The 21,990-nt window shown below is 58.8% G+C and carries 12 protein-coding genes; 3 read left to right on the forward strand and 9 right to left on the reverse strand.

All coding sequences use genetic code 11. The features are described 5' to 3' along the window. Nucleotides 1-30: 30 nt before the first annotated feature. From IC757_RS12295 to IC757_RS12315, 5 genes are all read right to left on the reverse strand, one after another. Nucleotides 31-1,791, reverse strand: coding sequence for a hypothetical protein (locus IC757_RS12295; protein ID WP_190974598.1), 1,761 nt, complete (start codon nucleotides 1,789-1,791; stop codon nucleotides 31-33). Between the two features lie 190 nt (nucleotides 1,792-1,981). Then, nucleotides 1,982-3,739, reverse strand: a complete 1,758-nt coding sequence (locus tag IC757_RS12300; protein WP_190974599.1) for a S49 family peptidase — start codon at nucleotides 3,737-3,739, stop codon at nucleotides 1,982-1,984. 567 nt (nucleotides 3,740-4,306) lie between these two features. Further along, nucleotides 4,307-7,024: a hypothetical protein gene (locus tag IC757_RS12305; RefSeq protein WP_190974600.1), complete on the reverse strand. Its 2,718-nt coding sequence runs from the start codon at nucleotides 7,022-7,024 to the stop codon at nucleotides 4,307-4,309. Nucleotides 7,025-7,218: 194 nt separating this feature from the next. Continuing rightward, nucleotides 7,219-8,771 (reverse strand): IS3 family transposase gene (locus tag IC757_RS12310; RefSeq protein ID WP_411913475.1). Its coding sequence is split into 2 segments (ribosomal slippage): nucleotides 7,219-8,297 and nucleotides 8,297-8,771, totalling 1,554 coding nucleotides; the frame shifts between segments, so codons are not numbered across the junction. After that, nucleotides 8,707-9,549, reverse strand: coding sequence for a transposase (locus IC757_RS12315; RefSeq protein WP_190974601.1), 843 nt, complete (start codon nucleotides 9,547-9,549; stop codon nucleotides 8,707-8,709). Before IC757_RS12315 ends, IC757_RS12310 begins: the two co-directional genes overlap by 65 nt. 724 nt (nucleotides 9,550-10,273) lie before the next feature. Here IC757_RS12315 and IC757_RS12320 point away from each other — a divergent pair. Then, a complete protein-coding gene (locus IC757_RS12320; RefSeq protein ID WP_190974602.1) occupies nucleotides 10,274-10,762 on the forward strand; it encodes a hypothetical protein in 489 nt (162 codons plus the stop codon). Nucleotides 10,763-10,823: 61 nt separating this feature from the next. Beyond that, nucleotides 10,824-11,849 carry a hypothetical protein gene (locus tag IC757_RS12325; protein ID WP_190974603.1) on the forward strand — a complete coding sequence of 342 codons (1,026 nt, stop codon included), beginning with the start codon at nucleotides 10,824-10,826 and terminating at the stop codon, nucleotides 11,847-11,849. A 546-nt stretch (nucleotides 11,850-12,395) separates the two neighbouring features. On the opposite strand, the gene IC757_RS12330 is transcribed toward IC757_RS12325, so the two are convergent. From IC757_RS12330 to IC757_RS12345, 4 genes are all read right to left on the reverse strand, one after another. Continuing rightward, nucleotides 12,396-13,217, reverse strand: a complete 822-nt coding sequence (locus tag IC757_RS12330; RefSeq protein ID WP_190974604.1) for a transposase — start codon at nucleotides 13,215-13,217, stop codon at nucleotides 12,396-12,398. 693 nt (nucleotides 13,218-13,910) lie between these two features. Continuing rightward, the gene (locus tag IC757_RS12335; RefSeq protein WP_223846118.1) at nucleotides 13,911-14,795 is read right to left on the reverse strand and encodes a universal stress protein; all 885 of its coding nucleotides are present in this window, start codon (nucleotides 14,793-14,795) and stop codon (nucleotides 13,911-13,913) included. A gap of 13 nt (nucleotides 14,796-14,808) precedes the next feature. Further along, nucleotides 14,809-16,290: a SulP family inorganic anion transporter gene (locus IC757_RS12340; RefSeq protein WP_190974605.1), complete on the reverse strand. Its 1,482-nt coding sequence runs from the start codon at nucleotides 16,288-16,290 to the stop codon at nucleotides 14,809-14,811. 535 nt (nucleotides 16,291-16,825) lie between these two features. Further along, nucleotides 16,826-19,579 carry a winged helix-turn-helix domain-containing protein gene (locus tag IC757_RS12345; RefSeq protein ID WP_223846119.1) on the reverse strand — a complete coding sequence of 918 codons (2,754 nt, stop codon included), beginning with the start codon at nucleotides 19,577-19,579 and terminating at the stop codon, nucleotides 16,826-16,828. Between the two features lie 340 nt (nucleotides 19,580-19,919). Between IC757_RS12345 and IC757_RS12350 the strand changes: the two genes are divergently transcribed. After that, entirely contained in the window at nucleotides 19,920-21,698 is a 1,779-nt protein-coding gene (locus IC757_RS12350) for a S8 family peptidase (protein WP_223846120.1), read from the forward strand. Nucleotides 21,699-21,990 lie beyond the last annotated feature (292 nt).

The following is a 21,990-nucleotide window of genomic DNA, read 5'->3' on the forward strand; positions in this document are numbered from 1 at the left end:
TCCCTTCGCACCCATCATGATCCGCACGTTTCATTGTGAGCATGATGGATCACCACAACTGAAGATCTTGAGATCGTAGTTTCTATAATCGACGTAGCTGATTATTGGAAGTCCATCATCTCGAATGGCGATGGATGTGTACCGCCCAACATCATCACCCCTATCGAGCACGCGGGTTGGGGGCTCGCCCCACGAGGAGCAGGTAACATTTTTACAATTTCGGATCATGAGATTGCCATCGGTGCTGTTATAGTAGCTGATGATAGGTAGCCCATTGTCTCGGATGGCGATGGAGCTATATCTCCCGGCATCTCCGAACCAGTCTATGTCTCGATCGTTGCCTGAAGAGCACCCGGCATCGCCGCAGAGGTAGACCTTGGGCCGACCCCGACCGGAATCTCGGTAACTGATTATCGGAAGCCCGTTGTCACGAATGGCGATGGAGGTGAACTTCCCGACATCGCCGTCGCTATCCAGGGTACGCGCAATGCCCGATGAACAGGAAACATCGGTGCATGCGTAGGCCATCAGGCTATTATTTCCACTATCCCGATAGCTGATGATCGGCAGCCCATCATCCCGGATAGCAATGGCGCTGTACTCTCCGACAATCCCACCACTGTTGAGTGTACGCTCGGTGCCCGATGCACACCCGACGTCGTCGCAGTCATAAACCTTGAGGTCGCTATTGATATAGTCGAAATAGCTGATGATGGGAAGGCCATTGTTGCGAATGGCAATGGAGGTCCACATTCCGACAATGTCGTCGTCATCGAGGGTATGCACAGCACCCGAAGAGCATTGAGCATTGTCGCAGTCGAAGACTTTGAGGTCCGAACGATTACTCCCGAAATAGCTGATGATGGGACGCCCGTTATCACGAATGGCAATAGAGCTGAAATGGCCCATATTGATATTGGAATCACTGTAGAGGGTACGCACGGTTCCTGACGAGCAGACAACATTATCGCAGTCGTAGACTTTTAGGGCGCCAGCGGTTCGGTCGGAATAGCTAACAACAGGAAGTCCATTATCACGAATGGCGATGTCGTTATGAAGGCCAACTTCGCCCTCGCTTTCAAGAACGTACGCTACCCCGAAGGGAAGGCTCTCGCAGACAACACTACCGTCAGCATTGACACCGACCAGGGTTGTTCCTGGCGCGCAGGTCCCGGTAATGCGAAGCTGGAGCTGATCACTGTCAACCTGGTTTACCCCGACTGCGCCGGGGGCAATCTGGGCTGCGCCAACGCCAGCATCGGCAATGCTGATCGTTGTCGAGCCGCCGAGTGGCGTTTCACCCCCTCCCTGCAGACCAGTACCACTTCCGATACTGAGTGAGTCGCTTTGCAGTTCGTCAGTCCCGACCGCGCTGGATGCGATCTGGTTGCTGCCGACTGCGCCAGTCGCAATCTGGTCGCTTCCCACACTGCCGGCGGCGACACCCAGTGCCTGATGCGACCAGGGAGAGCCAGTGATCCTTTGCCTCGGCACAAGCGTATCGCCGGCAATCATGATCTCCAGATAACGCTGGCTGCCGTCAAACGCGCCCTCACCGAAATCCAGCTCGACCTGGAACAGCCCCCCTTCGATTGTCACGGCGGAAAAGACCTCGGCATCGCCAACTTGATCACTGCCGTTCAGGCTGCCAAACAGACGAAACTCCATACCCGGGTTGCCTTCGTACGGTTGGCCATCGTGGTGGAGCTGGCCCTGGTAGGTAATGGTGGACTCGGCGTGGACGGCCATGGCCAAAGCGCTGGCGACTATCAGCATGAACAAGCGAAGCATGTTTCCTCCCATCGAATTCCCAAGATGGCGCGCTCCATTTCCAGATCGAAATGGGGCTCTACTCCCTATAAACGTCGAAACCAGGAATTTGGGACACGATGCTGGAAAATTCCGGTTGAGTCGACTTGCTGGCGAATCGATGCAGCCCACGGATAGGCTCGCGGCGCGAGCCTATCCGCGTTCAAAGGAACTATCGGATATCGATCTCGTGTGGCATTTCCAGCGCATGAGGCTGATCGAGCACGCCGGCGCGCCGGAGAGCCCGCGCGACCGGCTGCACCTGCTCAAGCACCTCAACCGCAGCTTGCACCGAAGCCGATACCTCCGGCTCCTGGCTACCCTCCATCAGACGCTGGTACCAGGGAAGCTCGGCCGGGAAGCCTTGCACATGTAGCGGCGCATCTACTTCCAGCTCCAGCAGCTCGCGCACCGCTGCCCAGGCTTCGCCAAAGCCACCGACCTGGTCGATCAGGCCGCTCTCAAGTGCCTGGCGTCCGCTCCAGATGCGACCCTTGGCCAGCTCATGCATGGCTTCCCGGCTCATGCCGCGGCCGGCGGCCGCTTTGCCGGTGAAGTCTTCGTAGACACGGTCCAGCCAGGCCTGGTGGCGGGCCCAACCATGCTCGGTGTAATCTTCCAGCCCGACATACATGCCGGCATTGGCGCTGGTTTCGATGCGATCCCAGGTAATGCCCAGGCGCTCTTCCCAGAAGCTTTCGGTCAGCAGTTTGCCGGCCAGCACCCCAATCGAACCGGTGATGGTGCCCGGCTGGGCAATGATGCGGTCAGCCCCCATGGCCACGTAGTAGCCACCGGAGGCAGCCACGTTACCCAGACTGACCACGACCGGTTTGCCGGCCTCGCGGGCCAGTTGCGTCATGCGCCAGATGGCATCCGAAGCAACGTAGGATCCGCCCCCGCTGTCGACCCGAAGAACGATGGCGCGGATATTATCGTCTTCGATGGCCTCGCGGAAGGCGCCGGTGACCGTGTCGGAGCCCATGAAGGTCATCCCGGTAATCGGGTCAAAGCCACTGGAGCCGCGCACCACAGCGCCGTCACCAAAGATCAGCGCCACGCCGGTGCCCTTGGCGTGCGGACGACCGTTAATCTTGAGATAGCGGCGCGGGCCCAGTGTTTCGAAGTCCTGGCCAAGCCGCTCTTCCAACTGGGCAAACACTTCGTCGCGGAAAGCCAGGCCATCGATCAGGCCGGCCTCGACGGCCTCGATGCCGTAAAACGGACCACGATCAATCAGTTCGCGCAGTTCCTCGGGGCTCAAGTCGCGATCGGCGACGATGTCTTCGACCATCTGGTCGAACATGGAGTTGGCTACGGCGTACTCGGCTTCGCGGTGAGCATCGGTGTATTCACGCTCCACGATCATGTTCTGGGCGTTCTTGTACTCGTAGCGGTTGTCCCAGCGCGGCTCCAGCTCGAGCTTGTCGAGCATGCCGCGCAGGAACATGCTCTGCACCGAAAGCCCGATCAGGCCAATGTCGCCGGACTCCTGCAGGTAGATTTCGTCGAAGGCCGTGGCCAGGTAGTAACCAGTGTTGCCCGGCCCGACCTCGCCAATGGTCTCGGCAAACGCAACGGCCGGTTTTCCGCTTTCCCGGAAGCGAATTATGGCCTGGCGAAACTCTTGGGACATGGCCATGGGATGGCCGCTGCCAATACGGGCCACCACAGCGTGAATGCGATCATCGGTTGCTGCCGCATCGAGAGCATCGACCAGGTCACGCACCTTCAACTGCTCGCCCAGCAACATGCCAGCCAGTGCATCGGGCGGAATCGACTCGATGGCAGTCTGCTCAAAATCGATCAACAGAACCCCGTTCTCGGGCACCTGATCCCTGGTGAGCAAGAACAGACTCAGGCCGATGACCACGGCGAGCACGACCAGAAAACCGATGGTAAAGAAGAAACGGTTCAACCAGTGCAACATGATGACCCCCCCCGAAAATGGCAAGGAAATGACCGCTTATAGCACGAGCCGCCGAGTATTGCCATGCACTGGGTTCAGCATTGTCGCCATGTCGATCCGGACGACTCCACGGAGCTGCTGCCCCCTTTGGAAGGAACGCAGAAGATATCGAAACGAAATCGTTGGCTCACGCGAGGCAATCGCTCAAATTACCAACGGTCTCACTATTGAGCAGACACTCAGCTTTGGTCTGTCAGCGCTTGTGGCAAGGCGCCGATGCGCCGGTGTAGCCAGACTACATCAAGCATCGGGAACGCAGCCAGAAGCGCTGACAGTCAAGCCGTTAGTATGCCCCCCCCATTCTGTGTGCCCGGCTTTCCTCGATTGGACCCGGAGGAACATGGGGGAATCCAGATATTCGTGAATTGCAGGAGATTTCTTACAGCACATCACGACAATCTGAGTATTTCCCGATTCGGAACCAGATGACATCATTGGGCCATGGCTCTTCCACGGAGAGACTGGGCCAGAACCACCAACAATTTTCGTCCTGGTCTTTCAGGACCATTTGGGGAGCTTCCATCTCCGTTACATACTCTCAAACCTGTCTCTGAACATGGCGTCAGGAAGCACCAGGCAGCCCCACTGGCCAAGGTAACTGGCGCTGATGCCACCGGTGGCATAAAAGTCCCCGGCCGCGAACAGGGTGTCATTTTCCCCCGAATCGCCGGGGAAGACGGCCAAGGAATCGACCCTCTGAAATATGCTGCCTCCCGACATGCCCGACCCCAATGGTGTCCAGCCTGCTCCGTCCCAGCGAGCGATTCTGTTTGCCACCTCACCACCAGCGATATCAAAGTCACCGGCGGCATACAACGCAGGGCCCGTGCCGTCATCAAACCATTCCAGTCCGAAAACCCCTGGTAAAGGCTGGCTGTCATCCTCGATTCCGCTGCCCAGGCTCGCCCAGGCTGACCCATCCCATCTCGCCACGGCATTGGCCGGAGTCGGTCCGGCACTGGTAAAGTTGCCCCCGACGAAAAGTGACGGCCCTTCCCCGAAGGCATCATCTACGACTTTCAGAGAACGGGCCGCTCTACTCAGCCCGGCCCCCACTTCCGACCAGGAAGAGCCATCCCATCGAGCAATATGACTGGCATCGTCTCCCCCTGCTGTCGAGAACTGGCCAGCGACATAAAGGGCAGGGCCCTCACCTGAACCATCATCAAAAACTTCTAGTGCTTCAACGAAGACGTGCTCGGGGTTGGCATCAAAGACCACGCCAGTACCGACGGGATGCCATTCGCTGCCATCCCAACTGGCTATATTGTTGGCATAAATTTCGCCGGCCTGCCCAAATCGTCCAGCAGCATAGAGTTGTGGGCCGTCTCCATCATCAAAAACCTGCAACGCATGAACTCCCAGGCCGAATCCATATGGATCCCCCACACCATCACCAAGGCTAGTCCACTGTTGCCCGTTCCACTTCGCAATAGCATTGACCGTTTCCCCGTCTGCCTCGGAGAAAATGCCGCCGGCATACAAAGCCGGTCCATTACCATCGTCGAACACTTCAAATGCAATAACCGTACCATCCATGCCTTCTCCCAGGGCTTGCCAGTATGAGCCGTCCCAACGGGCTACTCGGTTCGCAGCGATGCCGCCAGCAAAGGCAAAGTTTCCCCCCGAGTACAAGGCTGGTCCGGAACCATCATCCAATACGGAAATATCGAAGACGACATGATTAAATCCCTGCCCCGGGACCCACCAGCTTGCGTCATCCCAAATGGCTAGGTTCTCTGCTATAGCATTACCAGCTTGCCCGAAAGAACCTCCGACATATAGTCGCTCGCCGTGACCTGAACCATCGTCATAGGGGAGCATTGCGCTAACTATCTGATAGGAACCGTCGCTGACACCCCCATCAAGGCCCGACCAGGAAACGCCATCCCATTTGGCTACGCGATCAGAGGCAACGCCGCCGGCCGAATCGAACTCTCCACCGACATAAAGGGCTGGACCTGATCCATCATCGAAGACCTGCAGTTCACGGCCCTGCGCAGTTCCTTCCTCGTAATCGATCCCACTTCCCAAGGCCGACCAAGTCGCCCCGTCCCAACGGGCAATTCCGTTTACGGTTTGACTGCCCGCTTGCGTAAAGGGACCGGTAGCATACAGAGCTTCACCAGCACCAAGGTCGAAGGTCGTCATCGATCGCACCGCCCCGTTCAGCTCGCTTGTGAGAGCCGACCATGCCGAACCATTCCAGCGCGCAATATTGTCTGCATCGACACCACCGGCAGATTGAAATGAACCTCCAACATACAGTATCGCGTCGTTGCCCGAACCATCATCAAAAACCTGAAAGTCGCTAACGAAAGGGTTGGTGCCACCATTCAGTCCTACCCCTAGGGCTGACCAGGCATTGCCGTCCCAACGCGCAACCTGGTTGACCGTCTGTTCCCCTGCACTTTCAAAAATCCCGCCAACATAGAGGTCTGATCCCGTGCCGTCATCGAACACAGTCATCGCAACAACCTGTGCGGACTGGACCGCAGACCCTCCCTCCACGCCACCATCCAGATCAGACCAATCTTTTCCGTCCCAGCGGGCGATATTAGTCGCGTTGGCACTTCCTACAGTCGAGAACTTCCCCCCTACATAGAGGGCTGGCCCATCCCCGGATCCATCATCGAACACCTGGAGACTGCTCACTGTGCCGTCGGTACCGCCAATAGGCGTCCATCCATCACCATCAAATCTTGCGATCCGGTTTACCGGAACACCACTTGCGTGCTGAAAACTACCGGCAGCATACAGTGCTGGACCGTTTCCATCGTCGAACACTGCCAGTGCACTCACATGGCCATCCGGCCCTTGTGTGCCTCCGAAACCCGGCAGCCACTGCAGATCACAGCCCTCATCATTGGCAATTGTGATACGACCCTCATCCTGGCTCTGCTCACCATTCAAACGCTCGACCTCCAGTTGTCCCGAGTGATTGCCACCTCGACCGGTCCGCACCGCTGTAAGTTGAACCGACTCAGTACCCCCATCAATAGGCGCATCAAGGCTGACTATTCCATCCGTTCCGACAACTGCCTCAACCTCCGCCCGATCAATGACGGCTGCACCATCGACCGGCCGCTCAAAATCATCGGCAACAACTGCCTGAACACGAACCCTGTCGCTGGCTTCAGCAAGTGCCTGGCCATTCGCGTCGACCCCCAGAACGCCAAGCAGAAACATTCCTGCCAGCAGCCCAGGTCGGTCGGGCTTTTCAAACTCAAACCAACTATCGGTCATGTCACTCCTCTTGCACTCATGATGCAGCTCCGTAGCCTATACATCGGAAAAATGCCTGGGGCTGCGCCAGCTCACAGCGCAAGCAACCCCCGAAGCAGGACAGGGGGGGGGGGCGGGGAAGGCGGGTTGGCCCTGGTGGTCTTCGAGGAGTTCGGGGTCGGTGGTTGTCAAGATAGAAGTCGCCTTTTCCATACTCATGCAGCCTGACTTTCCGGCTGCTTTTCCTTTTCCGGGTTCAACCACACGGCTCCTGCCGGAGACCAGTTGCGGGTATCCCCACTCCAGCGCTGTGGATGCTTGTCCCGCGCCGCTTGATAGACGGCATGGCGTTTGGCCAGGATCTCAATGTCCTGTCCAGTGTGGCGCTGGTGCGGGGTGACGTAGTTGATCCCGCGATGCTTGTGCTGATGGTTGTACCACTCGACAAAGCGCGCGACCCACTCGCGTGCCGCTTCCAGCGAGGCAAAGCCAGTCTTCGGGAAGTCCGGCACATACTTGCAGGTTCGGAACAACGATTCGACGAAGGCATTGTCATCACTGACCCGCGGTCGGCTGAACGAGGCCGTGATACCCAGCTTGCCGAGCATGACCTGGACGGTCTGACCTTTGATCGGGCTGCCGTTATCACCATGGAGGACCAGCGGTTGATCGACGCAGCCTTCCCGCCAGACCGTCTGCTGCACCAGCTCACTGGACAGCACGGCACTCTCGCTATCATGCACTTCCCAGCCTACGATCTTGCGGCTGAACAGATCCATGATCAGGTACAGGAAGAAGAAGCGCCCACGGATATCGGCCGGCAACCAGGTGATGTCCCAACACCAAACGGTGTTGGGCGCATCGGCACAGTGCGTCGCTGGCGGCCGGGCCGCTGCAGGCTTGCGGGCACGACCGCGATGGTGCTGCTGGTCCTCGTCATTCAGTACGCGGTAAAAGCTCGACTCAGAGGCCAGGTAGCGGCCCTCGTCGGCCAACTTCGGCACGATCTGGCCCGGCGGCATGGAAGCGTGCTCGGGCTCGTTGCAGACCGTTACAATCGCTTGCCGTTCTTCAGGCTTGAGCGCGTGAGAAGGCAACGGGCGCACTGCCTCAGGCCGTTTGTCGGCGCGCACGCCGCCATCAGCCGTCCAGCGCTGATAAGTGCGTGCCGTGATGCCCAGCACCTGGCAGGCGGGCCTGAGACGGGCGCCAGCGGTTCTGGCCTCGTCGATCAGCTCAACAGCTTTCTGGCGATCCGGGGTGCTGATCATTCGTCCTCTCCGTCCCCCCAGATCGCCCGGGCTTTTTTTGACAAGGTAAGCAAGGCAGCCGTCTCCGCCAGGGCCTTTTCCTTGCGTGCCAGATCGCGCTCGAGTTCGCGCATCTTCCGGCGTTGTTCCCGGTCAGCCTTCACTTGGCTGGCGGTGCGTTCCTCGGCCCAGTCGTTGGCCTGCTCGCAGGCCCGACGCCAAGCAGCCAGCTGCTCAGGATACAGGCCGCGCTTGCGGCAGTATTCCGAGCGCTCAGACTCGTTCATCGAAGCCGTTTCAATCACGGCCGCGAACTTGTCCCGAGCACTCCAGCCCTGGGCGTCAGATCCGGCATCGGGGTACAGCTCTCCGCGCTCCCGAGCCTGCTTGCGCCACAAGTACACCGTCGGCTCAGAAATGCCTTCCTCAGCGGCGACTTCTCGGACCGTTCGATTATGTGGTGGGCACAATTTGGCCAGCACTGATTTTCTGCGTTCTTCTGAATACTTCACTGTCAGCTCCTGTCCGCCCCCTCTTGGAGACTATTTTAGAGGAGACGACAACTATCCTGACAGAGGGGGCGGAGCCGATGGCGCGGTAGTAGTTGTTCTCTGTTCCTTGGACACGCCGCATCCACTCGCCTGGATGCTTGGCGACGTTCCAGAGACTTTCTGGCGGCATTTCTTCAGTCGCTGAGAGTTTGCCGCGTTTGTTGGGATGGGCCTGGAGCCCGGTCCATCGGACCAGCTCGATATAGCTGGATTCCGTGAGATCCGAGAGGGTGTCCACATCGAGCCCGGCGACAGGCTTGAGTGCTTCCTCCTGCTTCCCTTTGCCCAATGCCTTTGCAATGGCCGATTGCGCCGACTCGAGTCGGTACCGGACCGAGGTGTGCTCGGAGGCGTGAAGCGTCTCGCACATGCCGGCTCGGACCGGATTCAAATCGACGTAGGCCATACACGACAGGACCGCCTGCTGGTCGAGCAACGCCTGACACTTGTAGCGGCCTTCCCAGAATCGGCCCGAGCACCCATCTTCGCGATTGGCCCAGCGGGCAATCGGCTCGTTGAGCGCCCGCATGAACCAGCTGATCGAACCGAGGCGCTGACGAATGACGTCCAGGCGCTCGGCATTTCCGAGGAGAGCGAGGGTGGCGCGCGCGACGCAGTTCGGGTCGTCGCGATGACTGATCGAGCCGGGAAAGATGGACAGCCAGCGTTCGGCAACTTCCCTGTCTGTCCACTGCCAGGACGCACCCGGATCGCTGCGCAGAATCACATGGACATGATTCGACACGCGCTAAACGGCACACCTTGGGTCTTCTTGCGCTAGCGCGCAATCCGACCCGGCGGCTTAGCCTGCGCTACAGCATATGCGAATACAGAGACTGCGAAGCTATCTGCAAGGTGGAATATCCGGTCTTCGATCCACTGACGCCGATGCTCGAAGTTCTTGCCGGTTAGCTGGTCCACGCCGCAGAGAAAAGCACGACGCACGCACCGGCTTACACAATGGTAGAAACCAGGCTCTTCATCACTGACCAGTTGGCTGCGTGGATACGTCATGTGCCAATGATGGCGAGAGATCCAGCGTGGTGAAATCCTAAGATTGCCGTGTTGTGTTGTAGGAGATTTCCTGCAGATTATGGGTGTCCTGTTTCCGGGGGAATTTGGGTGGATTTGACAATCGTCAATTCAATGTGTTAAAAAAATCTAGGGGATGAGTGTGTGGTACTGCGGTACTAACGGCGTGGTTCGCTGGCAAATTTTCAGTTCGCGTTGGTGACCCAACACATGATCTCCGGTATGCAACTGCTTTCCGTTTCAATACTAAAATAGTTAGGGAGATCGAATCATGATTAAAGCTAGGCGTACGGCATATATTGCCCTGTTTGCAACTGTGTTTCTTTTTTCTCATGCCGCGAGCGCGCAGAATCTAGGATTCTACGAGAAGATCGCGGAAGATAGTTTGACATCAACGTATGAACTTGTATGGTCGACCTTTGATTCTGGCGCCTACAATGAGCCAATCCTCCCCGGCGATTTCCTTTTGCCCCCCCCCGGATGAAAATGGTTGTGTGGAAGGTCTTTGTCCTTTTTCGGCTGGGATCGAGGAGCTTGATAGAATCATCGTTGTGGCGAAGCGACCAGCGTTTATGGTGTGGGGGTTTGTCAGCAGCGGCGGTGGCGGAACCAGGGTCGGGAGGGATGAGCAATTCGGTGGGCTGGGCAGTGGTGGGCCACTTGGATATGTCAGGATTGGGAATATTGCAATAACTGCTCAGCAGCTCGCAGATCTTGCCAATAGCGTACACCAGCTGACCATTGATTGGGCACTTGTAGATATTCAAACCTTTCGGCAAACAGGGCTTCACCATCCCAACCCCATTGGCTCGATGATTCCATGGCAAGTTGCACAAGTGAACTGGAATCTCTATGGGGCGGCAAACCCCAATTTTTCTGATCAAGACGTATTCGATAACTTCATTGATGCGCTCATTAATCCGTGACTGTCGCAGGATGGATTGGAGTTATGCTCTTGACGCGTAATGATGGATTGAGGTTTTTGGAATGAATGACTCAACTAAAGCAAAATTCAGAATGGTTAGAATTGGGTTGCTCAGCCTAGGCTTGGTTACAGCCATCACCCTCGGGTGGTGGCTGACCTTCGAGCCTCAAGGTTTGACAGGCAAGCACGAATCGCTTCTCGTGGAGCCAGTTCCAAATGATGCTGACGAACAGATTGGCATGGTGGATTCCTTGGGATCGGCGGAAGATTCATTAGGCTTCAAGCGAAGGGTGGTCACGACGACGGATGAAGTTCGGCAAGTTCAGCCTGGCCCTGACCCATTCTCCAGCGGGGAGCGGCTTGTCGAAATATTTGCTCAGGCTAGTTCCCTATACGGATGGACTGATCGTGAGGAGCGCGCCAATCTCGCGCAATGGGCTCGGTACTGTGAAAAGGCAGAACCCTATTCAAGGGCGACTGTCCGGGTTGATGAACTTCGCAAAGTTGTGCCTGGCTCGGATGAATTGGTAAATTTTGCCCGCTTGTGTGCCGGTTTCTCGGAGGAAATCATTCTTGGGTTTGAGGGCCGGTCGTCGGGTGACGTCGAGGAATTTCCATCGCACGAGTATCAAAGTCGTGTGCTTGAACGAGATGAGATTCGTGAGCTACACCACGCGAATTCCACTGACTATGCTCTCGAATTAGTCATGAACCGACTGGACCAGGCACTGAAGCGGATCGATGAAAATGGGGTGCACGGTGCTCTTGGTGCAATGATAATGAGTGGTTCAGAACTCATTGCACCGCCAATCTCCAGTGACCCCGACACGTTGGTCTACTATACACCGATGATGACATGGTTGGTTGGTAAGGCGCTGATCTGCGCAGAATTAGGTGGCTGTCGTGGGCAGCACCATCCGATGGTGTTGCGGCACTGCGTGTCAATGATTGAGTCGAGCCCCGGTTGCTACCAACCAATTGATATTTTTGATGCCATCTATCAAACCTCCACACCGATTGAGTATAAGGCGTTTACTGCGTTTTATGAACAGGTCGCAACTCAATTGGCGATGTACCGTCGCCGTTGATTTGGTCGTTGGCCAGCCTGCCCCCCCCGATGTTTCCGAGCACCAAGTTGCCGCCCAGAGATGATATTCGGAGGTCCGAGTGGGTGCAGTATCTCGTAGGCGTAAAGGAAGTATAGACGCCCTGCCTTCGGCTTCCGACAACCCGAGGCCATTGCCCGCTGGCGCCGCAGTCCGGTTGCGCTGCAGTCGGTCCGGATAGCACCAGTGCCGTTGCACGTTGAGAGCCCTGCATGCCCGCACTATTGAGCGACAATTACTTTGGCCGGTGGACGACAACTATTTTGGCCGGTTGCCACTAAGCTTGGCCGCTTGTTCAGTTGACCCGGAAAGGGGTTTTGGATGGCGGCAGCGAAAAACCAGGACACCCAGGATTCTGATGGCTGATGCAGCGCAAAGGCGGGTGGCTGGGCGTTGAAATTCTCCTAGAGTTCGCTCGGAACCGCCGAGATTGGGCGTTTTGAGCCTTTGGGAGGTCAGTTGGGTTCGAAACTTTGCACGGGCTGGCGTCCGGTGCATGCCAGAGATTCTGGGTCAGATTAAAGGGGGCTACCAGGGTAGGGGGTGCTCCCGCAGCTTCTGGAGTGCGAATTCCCCGGAAACACCTTTCATCCAACGCTGACCCAGTTCGGCGGCCTTCAGCATCAGTGATTCGGCCGAACCGATCGCGCGGTAATAGTTGCTCTCTGTCCCCTGGACGCGCTCCATCCACTCGGCTGGATGTTTGGCTACGCTCCAGAGACTTTCCGGCGGCATTTCTTCAGTCGCGGAGAGTTTGCCGCGCTTGTCGGGATGGGCCTGGAGCCCGGTCCAGCGGACCAGGTCGATGTGGTTGGATTCTGTCAGATCCGAGAGGGTGTCTGCGTCGAGCCCGGCGACCGGTTTGAGTGCCTTCTCCTGAGACCCTGTGCCCAAAGCCTGTGCAATGGCCGATTGAGCTGATTCCAGTCGGTGCCGGACCGAGGTGTGCGCGGAGTCGCGAAGCGTCTCGCACATCCCGGCCTGAACCGGATTGAGATCGACGTAGGCCATACACGACAGAACCGCCTGCTGGTCGAGCAATGCCTGACACTTGAAGCGTCCCTCCCAGAATCTTCCCGAACATCCATCCTCGCGATTGGCCCAACGAGCAATGGGTTCGTTGAGCGCCCGCATGAACCAGCTGATAGAACCGAGGCGCTGACGAATGACGTCAAGTCTCTCGGCGTTCGCAAGAAGTGCGAGGGTGGCTCGCTCCACGCAGGCTGGATCGTCACGATCACTAATGGAGCCGGGAAAGATGGACAGCCAGCGTTCAGCAACCTCTCGATCGGGCCATTGCCAGGGCGCACGGGGATCGCTACGCAAAACCGCATGGAAATGATTGCTCATGACCGCGTATGCATAAACGGACACCGCGAAGGACTTCGCCAGCTTGAAGATCCGATCCTAGATCCACGCATAACGGCATTCCGCACTCGCTTCTTCCGCCAGTCGCGGAAACCGCAACTGCTCCATTGCCTATGCTGGCGCCGATGCTCGAAGTTCTTACCGGTTAACTGGTCCACGCCACACAGAAAGGCGCGGCGCACGCACCGACTCACGCAATGGTAGAAGCCAGGCTCTTCATCGCTGACCAGTTGGCTGCGTGGATACGTCATGCGCCAATGATGGCGTGAGATCGGGAGCCGAAAAATCCTCAGATTGCCGCTTAGTGCTGTAGGAAATTTCGTGTAAATCGTGGGTGTCCCGGTTCTCTTCCTTTGTCGGATTTGCCAAGCGATCCGGCCTGGAAAGGCCACAATCCCGAACGTCAGGCACACTGATATCCGGCACGGACGGTGCAGGTCGGATTCAAGTTGAGATCGACTGTCAGATAGGTCGTTCTCGGAGAAACTTTCTGGCCACCTCACCGGCCACGCCCCTCATCCACACTTGGCCCAGTTCCTCAGCCTTGGCCATCAGCGCTTCGGCCGAGCCGATGGCGCGGCGCGCTTTTCTTCGCTCAGTTGGCGGAAGTCGGTCATGGTGTCAGACCATTGGGGATCAAGCCCGGCCGTTGGCTTAATTCACGATACCGGACGCTTAGCGCAACAGCAAAACCGGAATGGTGCTACTGCGGAGCACGGCGGTGGTGGTGCTGCCGACGATCAGGTGGCGGATGCGGGAGTGACCGTAGGCGCCCATGACCAGCAGGCCGATGTCGAGCTCGCCGATCTGTTCGGTGATGATCTGCTCGGCGTTGCCGGGCTGGATGATGGTTTCCGGTTCGAAACCGGCCTGTTCGAGTTCGGTACGGGCCCATGCCAATGCTTCGGTCAGCGCCGCCGTCTCGTCGCCGGCCACGATCAGGTGACAGGGCAGGCCCTTGAGCAAGGGACTCATGCAGACCATTTCCACACACTTGCGCGTTGTGGCGCTGCCGTCAAAGGCAATCGCGAAGCGTTCGACGGCCTGGAACTTGCGGGAGGTCACCAGCAGCGGGCGATGGACGCTGCGCACCACGCGCTCGAGGTTGGCACCGAGATGACCGGTGTTGAAGTCGGCCGCTTCACCCCGCTTGCCGATCACGAACAAGCGCACGTTGTCTTCCAGCTCGGTCAGGGCCTGGGCGAGCGGGCCATGACGTTGCTGGCCGTCGGGATTGATCGCGCCGGCATCGCTGGCGCGCTGACGCGCCTGTTCGAGCAGTGCCCGACCCCGGCGCATGGCCAGGCGGGCCTGTTTGGCATCGAGTTCAGCAAGTTCTTCGAGCAGTTCGACACCGGTATCCATGCCGATATTGCCGCTGAAATCGGCCCGTGCCGGTCGGGCGGGCTTTCGATCCAGTACATGCAGGCAAACCAGGTCGGCAGCCAGTCGTCGCGAAGCCCAGGCGGCGTGGTCGACCACCGACTCGGTATAGGCGGAGGCATCGAGGCAGGCCATGACCTTGCCGTCGGTGGGGATGATGTAGGCGGGTTTGCTCATGGTATGGCTCCGGTCAGTGGCCCAGCAGCTTCTCGGCGTCGGGTTTGTCATGCACGCCGAGTCGATCGACCATGGTCCGGCTCGCCTCGTTCATGCCCACAAGGTCAATCTCGACGCCTTCACGTCGAAACTTCAGGATGACACGATCGAGTGCACCAACGGCGCTCAGGTCCCAGAAATGGGCCGAGCTGACATCGATCCTGACCCGTTCGATCACTTCACGGAAGTCGAAGGCGGCGAGGAAGTCGCTGGCCGAAGCGAAGAACACCTGGCCGGTGACGGTGTAGCGGCGGGTTTCGCCGTCATCTTCCAAAGACTTTTCGACCACCAGAACCTGGCTGACCTTGCGCGCAAAACCCAGCGCCGACAACAGCACTCCGGTCAGCACCCCCTTGGCGAGATCGTGGGTGGCGACGGTCACCACCACGGTGCCGATCATCACCAGGCTGGAGGTTTTGGGGTGGTGCTTGAGGTCGATGATGGAGCGCCAGCTGAAGGTGCCGATCGAGACCATGATCATGACCGCCACCAGGGCGGCCATCGGGATCATGCCGACATAGTCGCTCAGAAAGACCACCATCAGCAGCAGAAAGACGCCGGCCACCAGGCTGGACAGGCGGCCGCGGCCACCGGACTTCACGTTGATCACCGACTGGCCGATCATGGCGCAACCGGCCATGCCACCGAAAAAACCGGAGACGATGTTGGCCACGCCCTGGCCCTTGGCTTCGCGGTGCTTGTCGCTGGACGTGTCGGTCAGGTCATCGACGATCTGGGCGGTCAGGAAGGACTCCAGCAGGCCAACCACCGTCAGGGTCAGCGACACCGGCAGGATGATCCACAGCGTTTCCAGGGTCCAGGGGATGTCCGGGAGGAGGAAAGTGGGCAGGGCATCGGGCAGATCACCCTTGTCACCCACCGTCGGCACCTGGATGCCGAAGGCCACGGCCGCCAGGGTCAGGAATACGATCGCGATGAGCGGCGAGGGAATGGCCCGGGTCAGTCGCGGCAGCCCGTAGATGATGACCAGGCCGGCCACCACCATCGGGTAGACCGCGGCCGGCACGTTGATCAACTCCGGAATCTGGGCCAGGAAGATCAGGATCGCGAGCGCGTTGACAAAGCCGGTGACCACCGAGCGCGAGACGAAGCGCATCAGCTCGGCCACCTTGAAATAGCCGGCGATGATCTGCAACACGCCGGTCAGCAGCGTGGCAGCGAGCAGGTATTCCAGGCCATGATCGCGAACCAGGGTCACCATCAACAACGCCATGGCCCCGGTCGCGGCCGAGATCATGCCCGGTCGCCCGCCGGTGAAGGAAATCACCACGGCAATACAAAACGAGGCATACAGGCCGACCTTGGGGTCGACCCCGGCGATCAGAGAGAATGCGATGGCCTCCGGAATCAGAGCCAGGGCCACGACCAGACCCGCCAGTACGTCGGCGCGGACGTTCGAGAACCAGTCCCGACGCACGGAATACAGAAAACTCATGGGCAAACAACCTTGGGAGTCGACCAGGCACTTGCCGGGCGACAGAATCTCGAAAGCAACGTCAACAGCCGGGCCGAACCGGGGCCGGAAAGGCGGAACACGAGCGGAGTGCGCGGATTATACAGAATATATGCGGGTGGTTGGGTGTCTGGGTAGAGTTCGACGACGATAACCCGGACGCGGGTTCAACTACGAATCGCAACGGAACCGGCCGCAATTACCAGTTGAGGTGGTGCTACAACCTTGGGCGGCACTCGGCCCAGTACCGTCAGTGTGACAAACTGCCGTGCAGTTTGCCGTGTCCCGTATGGCTAGTCCGGCGAATGCTGGCATTATGCTCAAGCTACGGGAAAGACCAATATGGACCGGCCTAAGATCGTTAATCGGCTGACATTCAGCTTGCTTCTCAGCATCCGCGAACAGCGCAGGCGAGAGCGCAAGGGCGACTTCGCGGAGCGACAAAGCCCTGGAGCGGAGCTGTACGACTGCCGGGTTAATTATGGTATGCAATAGCCGGAATGATTGTCAGTGATTGTCAGTGCCAGGCAAGGCTACGATCTTCGGCGTTTTCGTCATTGGTCGGCAAACCGCGCACCAGCCATTCCATGGTGGCGCCGCGCAGGCCGTTTTCCAAACGCATGATTTCGCAGGTGGACGCTTCACAAACCGGTACGTAACCCCACTGCCTGAGCAAATCGTCGATAAGCACTTGGACCAGTATGTCGCCGCGAGTCAACGCTTGTTCGTGTAGCCCAATCAGAATTTGGTGGGCCTGGTCATGGGCTTGCTCTATGTGGGCGATAACCGCTTCAAGCATGGTCAGCCTGTAGTTCACATACCAACACTCACCATTGGCTGTCTGCTCGGCCGCCTTGACGTATTGATGGGTGGCCTCCAGGTTGCCCATAACCGCGTGGGCCTCGGCCAGCCCGGTGAGCGCCAGGCTTTCCAGCCAGGGGTAATCGGCATCGTGCAGCGCGGGCAATACCGCTTGTAGCTGTGTCAACGCCTGATCGGCTGCGCCGCTACGGGCCAGTAACTCGCCCAGTTCGATGGCGATGGCCCAGCGGTCCGGCACGCTGGTGAGGTCTTCCATACTCTGCGCAACCCACTGCATACGCTCTGTGGCCCGCTGCCGGTCTCCGGCCAGAAGATCTACATGAGCCAGCCCGGCTGCGCCACTAAGTTGTCGCACCAAAGCCTCGGAGTTGCCACAGCGCTCCAGGTTGCGCCGGGCTTCCACCAGCTCTCCCAATGCCAGATAAATGCGGCCACGCAAGCACTCCCGAATCTGAACAATGGCGGGACCGGCCTGGTCCAGGACGGTCTCGTCCAGAACATCCAGGGCATGAACGAACCCCCCACGGCTTAAGTGTGCCGCCGCCCGGAAGTGTTGAACCCAGGCCCGCGCCTCTCCCTGCAACTCGCCCTCGGACAGTTGTTTCAGGCCGGACTGCATGTTGTCGATATCACCACGCAGAAAGGACTCATTGACCGCGTCCAACAAGGCGAACTGGCGCGCGGTGTCACTGCCCATGGCATCGGCCATTGAGGCTGACTGCTCCAGCAAGCGGCGGTAGCGGTCGATATCGCCTTCATGAAAATGGCGATGGGCGATGATGCGCAAGGCGTCGAACTCCAGCATGGTCTGACCTGCGGCACGTGCCCTGGCCAACAAGGTGTCGAGGTCCGCGTCGCTGTTGGATCCGGCCTCACCAAAGCTGGCCATCAGATCGGCTTGCAATGCCAGCAGTTCAGCGCCGGACTGCTTGAGTAGGTCTGCCGCCTGACGGTAGTAGTCGCCATCGATCCGGCCCAGCTTGCGGCCCCTGTCTATGTCGGCCAAGGTCAGCGAGGCCAATCCCCGTTCCAGCATCCAGTTCCTTTCCACGGCCAAATCCAACGCTTGTTCCGCCTGCCGGGCAGCCACGTGCAGGTCGCCGTTCTGCAAGTGCAGATAAGACTTCAATAGTAGCCAACGGAATCGTTCGGCCGGCGGCTCCAAATACCAGCTAGCTGATCGGGCTGAGTCCAGGGCATCGGCTGGCCGACCGTTGAGCATTAGCAACACCGCGCGGTGACGTGCCAGATCAGTGCGTCTGGAATATTGTTCCGTCAGTTGCTCGGCCACCTCCAGCGCCTGCTCGCTTTCCACGCCCAGCGTGCCGGCCCACAACGTGAGGGCCGGATCGATGATATCGGGTGCAGAAACCAGCAGTGCACGCGCTTTCTGCAAGAATTCATGGGCCACCCTCATCTGCCCCGTTGCACCCATGGCACGGGCCAGGTAGAGATGAACCATGGCGCTGCCGGGTGCTTGTTCGGCCAAGTCTTTGCCCTTCTCAAGCACCGCGGACCACTGATGGACCCGCGTAAGCCTATCCAGCTCCACCAGTTGCGCAACTTGGTCTGGCTCCAGGTTGATCGCAGGCCAGTCGCTCCCGGCAGCCTCCGGAACCAACTCGGCGACAATCTTGCTGGCCAACGATTCGACCAGCGTAACCAGTTCGGCCGACCGCCCTTCTACGCGCCAATGTCCACCGTACTGACTGTCGTGGGCCTGGAGGTAGTAGCGCTGGGTGCCATGCGGTAGCGGCCCGGCACTAAGGGTAATCAGTCGGGTGCGGACATGGTGGTCGGAAGCGCTGGAAAAATGCGGCATGTGCAGGCGACGAACGGATGGCACTAGATCCAGTTTCCAGCCCAACCACACTTCCAGTAGACGCGCAGCCTGCGCAACCTCAGTGTGGTGGCCCTCTTCGCCCAGAACAACCAACGCCACCGATTCCGGCAGTGTTTGATCAGACCGCCCCAAGTGATGCAGGGCAACGCTGGCTAGCACCGCCATGCCCACAACAACGGCCGCTGCAGCCAGCCCCAGGTGCCACCCACGCGGTGGGTGGAAAGAGCGCCCTGGCTCTGCCAGCGTATGCTCCGAGCCAACCGCTACTGGTGATTCGGGCGGTTCGAACACGTAGCCGCTGCGCGACACCGTCCGAATCCAGTCGCGGCGTTTGCGGCCCAGCGCTTTGCGCAGCATGGAGACGCTCTGCGTTAGGTTGGCATCGCCCACAACCACCTCACCCCACACTCGGCGCAACAGTTCCTCGCGAGTGTGCAGCACACCGGGCTCGGCGGCAAACAGCAACAGCAGCTCAAACATCCGGCACGGCAACTCCACCTCCTTGCCAGGCCGGACCACTTTGCGGTAACGAAGATCTAGGCACAATTGGCCAATACGCAATTCCACCGTATCGGCCGGCCAAGGTGCCTCAAAGCCAAATCCCATGAAGGCCCCACAGTCGAATCGACTGCTTCGCAGCTTACTCCCTTTGGCGCCTGGCAGCAAATGTGACGGACCTAACGATTAGGCATTGACCATGTGATAGACAGCTCAATGTAGAAAGCTTTGAGAAAGATTTGAGGGGAATTTGTGCGTTTACTGAAGGCGCAAGCCCGGCATGACGGCCTACAAAACACGGATAGCCTCTGCCAAGGCTATGACGGTCCTTCGATACGTTGTCGAAGGGGGAAGCGTCACTTGAGGGAAATCACCAATGAAGCCGATCCCTGCTTTTGGGGCCGGCCGAGCTACTTAAACGTTTTGTAAAAAACGGGAGTTCATTTAGATGAAGAAATGCATTTTATCAGCCCTAGCCGGTGCGAGCTTGCTGGCCCTTGCCAGTATGGCCTCGGCCAACACCAGCACCGAGGGCGGAGTGGAGCTCCACTTCGCTGCAAACCCCATTGAGAAGCAATACATCGTGGTCCTGCACGAGGAGCTTTCCGCATTGGGCTCGGGAGACAACTGGGAAGCTGGCATCGCCAGCGTTGCCGGTCAGATGGCCGCTTCATACAACGCCGAGGTTGTACGCACTTATCGCCATGTACTGCCTGGCTTTGTGGTACGCGCCGACGACGACGCGCTGGAGCAGTTCCTGACTGACTCGCGCATCGCCTATATTGAGGAAGACGGCATCGTCGAGCTGTCACAAAGCACTCAGCCCAATGCCACCTGGGGCCTGGACCGTATCGACCAGCGCGATCGGCCGTTGAACGGCACCTACGTCTACGAGACCACGGCGTCGAATGTGTACACCTATATCGTCGACACTGGAGTACGACCCGGACACAATGACTTCGGCGGTCGGGTTACCAGTGGCTATACGGCGATCAATGACGGCCGAGGCAGCAACGACTGCAACGGTCACGGCACCCATGTGGCCGGCACGGTGGCCGGTTCGACCTGGGGCGTTGCCAAGGCCGCGCACATCGTGCCGGTACGCGTGCTCAACTGCCAGGGCTCCGGCTCCTTTTCCGGCATCATTGCTGGCATGGACTGGGTGGCAGCCAATCACAACAAGCCGGCGGTGGCCAACATGAGCCTGGGCGGTGGCGCCTCCGCGGCCACTGATAGCGCCGTGACGCGCATGCGCAATGCCGGTGTCACCGTGGTGGTGGCGGCCGGCAACGAGAATCAAAGTGCCTGCAACGTCTCGCCGGCACGGTCCTCGGCCGCTATTACCGTGGGTTCCACCACCAGCAATGACAGCCGCTCCGGCTTCTCCAACTGGGGCAATTGCGTGGATATCTTCGCGCCAGGCAGCAACATCACTGCCCCGTGGCACACCAGCAACGCCGCCACCAACACCATCAGCGGTACTTCCATGGCCTCGCCTCATGTTGCCGGCGTCGCCGCGCTATACCTGGCCAACAACCCCGATGCCTCGCCGGCACAGGTGGAAAACGCCGTTTACAGCAATGCCACCACCGGTCGCCTGAGCGGCATCGGCTCGGGCTCACCCAACAGGCTGGTGTACTCGCTGTTCGGCACCACCGACCCGGATCCTGACCCTGATCCGGATCCCGATCCCGATCCTGAACCTAACGAGCTGCAGAACGATGTGCCGGTTACCGACCTGTCGGGCAGCTTGGGTTCGGAAACTTTCTACTTCATTCAAGTACCGCAAGGTGCCGAGAATCTGGAAGTCAGCATCAGCGGCGGTTCCGGCGATGCCGACCTTTACGTCCGTCACGGTTCACCACCGACCATCGCGGACTGGGATTGCCGTCCGTACCGCTGGGGCAACAACGAAACTTGCACCTTCGACAACCCGCAAGCCGGAGTTTGGCACATCATGCTACGCGGCTATGCCTCTTACAGTGGTGTCACTCTGGTTGCCTCGTATGGTCTTGATGAGGATCCAGGAGATCCAGATGACTACGATTATGTCTATCCCGACGGAATCGGAAGCTACCAGCCGGGCGACACAATCGTGCTGGGTAGCGATGACAATCTCTATCGATGCCGGCCGTTCCCGCAGGGTGGCTGGTGCAATGTCAACAGTCCTGCTCACTACGCACCGGGTACCGGCTCCAACTGGCAGGACGCCTGGATCCGACTATAAAACGCCTTTGCTTACCCCGGCCTCGTCACGAGGCCGGGGTGCCTCAATGTGTACGCCCAGCGAAAAAACGAGGTTCTATTGCACTTCCGGTGGGTTCGAAAACCCTCTAAGTATCTGATTTTCATTCTCCATCTCCCGCTCGGGGGTTGAAAATGCATTCCCTTTTCTTTCGACCCAGGTGTTTGTTTTTGCTCGAAGCGATCAGAGAACACTTTGGGGTCAAGTTCGCCCGGCGCGAACTCGAAGCCGTCACACTGGCCGGAAGTGGTAATGCTCTCCGAATCCGTCATTC

It is taken from the genome of Wenzhouxiangella sp. AB-CW3, from assembly GCF_014725735.1.
GTDB lineage: Bacteria > Pseudomonadota > Gammaproteobacteria > Xanthomonadales > Wenzhouxiangellaceae > Wenzhouxiangella.

Excerpts from the sequence above, each read along its gene's own strand:
- IC757_RS12325 (WP_190974603.1), top strand. The coding sequence starts at position 10,824 with ATGAATGACTCAACTAAAGCAAAATTCAGAATGGTTAGAATTGGGTTG.
- IC757_RS12300 (WP_190974599.1), bottom strand. The coding sequence starts at position 3,739 with ATGTTGCACTGGTTGAACCGTTTCTTCTTTACCATCGGTTTTCTGGTC.
- IC757_RS12345 (WP_223846119.1), bottom strand. The coding sequence starts at position 19,579 with ATGGGATTTGGCTTTGAGGCACCTTGGCCGGCCGATACGGTGGAATTG.
- IC757_RS12305 (WP_190974600.1), bottom strand. The coding sequence starts at position 7,024 with ATGACCGATAGTTGGTTTGAGTTTGAAAAGCCCGACCGACCTGGGCTG.
- IC757_RS12340 (WP_190974605.1), bottom strand. The coding sequence starts at position 16,290 with ATGAGTTTTCTGTATTCCGTGCGTCGGGACTGGTTCTCGAACGTCCGC.
- IC757_RS12350 (WP_223846120.1), top strand. The coding sequence starts at position 19,920 with ATGAAGAAATGCATTTTATCAGCCCTAGCCGGTGCGAGCTTGCTGGCC.
- IC757_RS12320 (WP_190974602.1), top strand. The coding sequence starts at position 10,274 with ATGAGCCAATCCTCCCCGGCGATTTCCTTTTGCCCCCCCCCGGATGAA.
- IC757_RS12295 (WP_190974598.1), bottom strand. The coding sequence starts at position 1,791 with ATGCTTCGCTTGTTCATGCTGATAGTCGCCAGCGCTTTGGCCATGGCC.
- IC757_RS12335 (WP_223846118.1), bottom strand. The coding sequence starts at position 14,795 with ATGAGCAAACCCGCCTACATCATCCCCACCGACGGCAAGGTCATGGCC.
- IC757_RS12330 (WP_190974604.1), bottom strand. The coding sequence starts at position 13,217 with ATGAGCAATCATTTCCATGCGGTTTTGCGTAGCGATCCCCGTGCGCCC.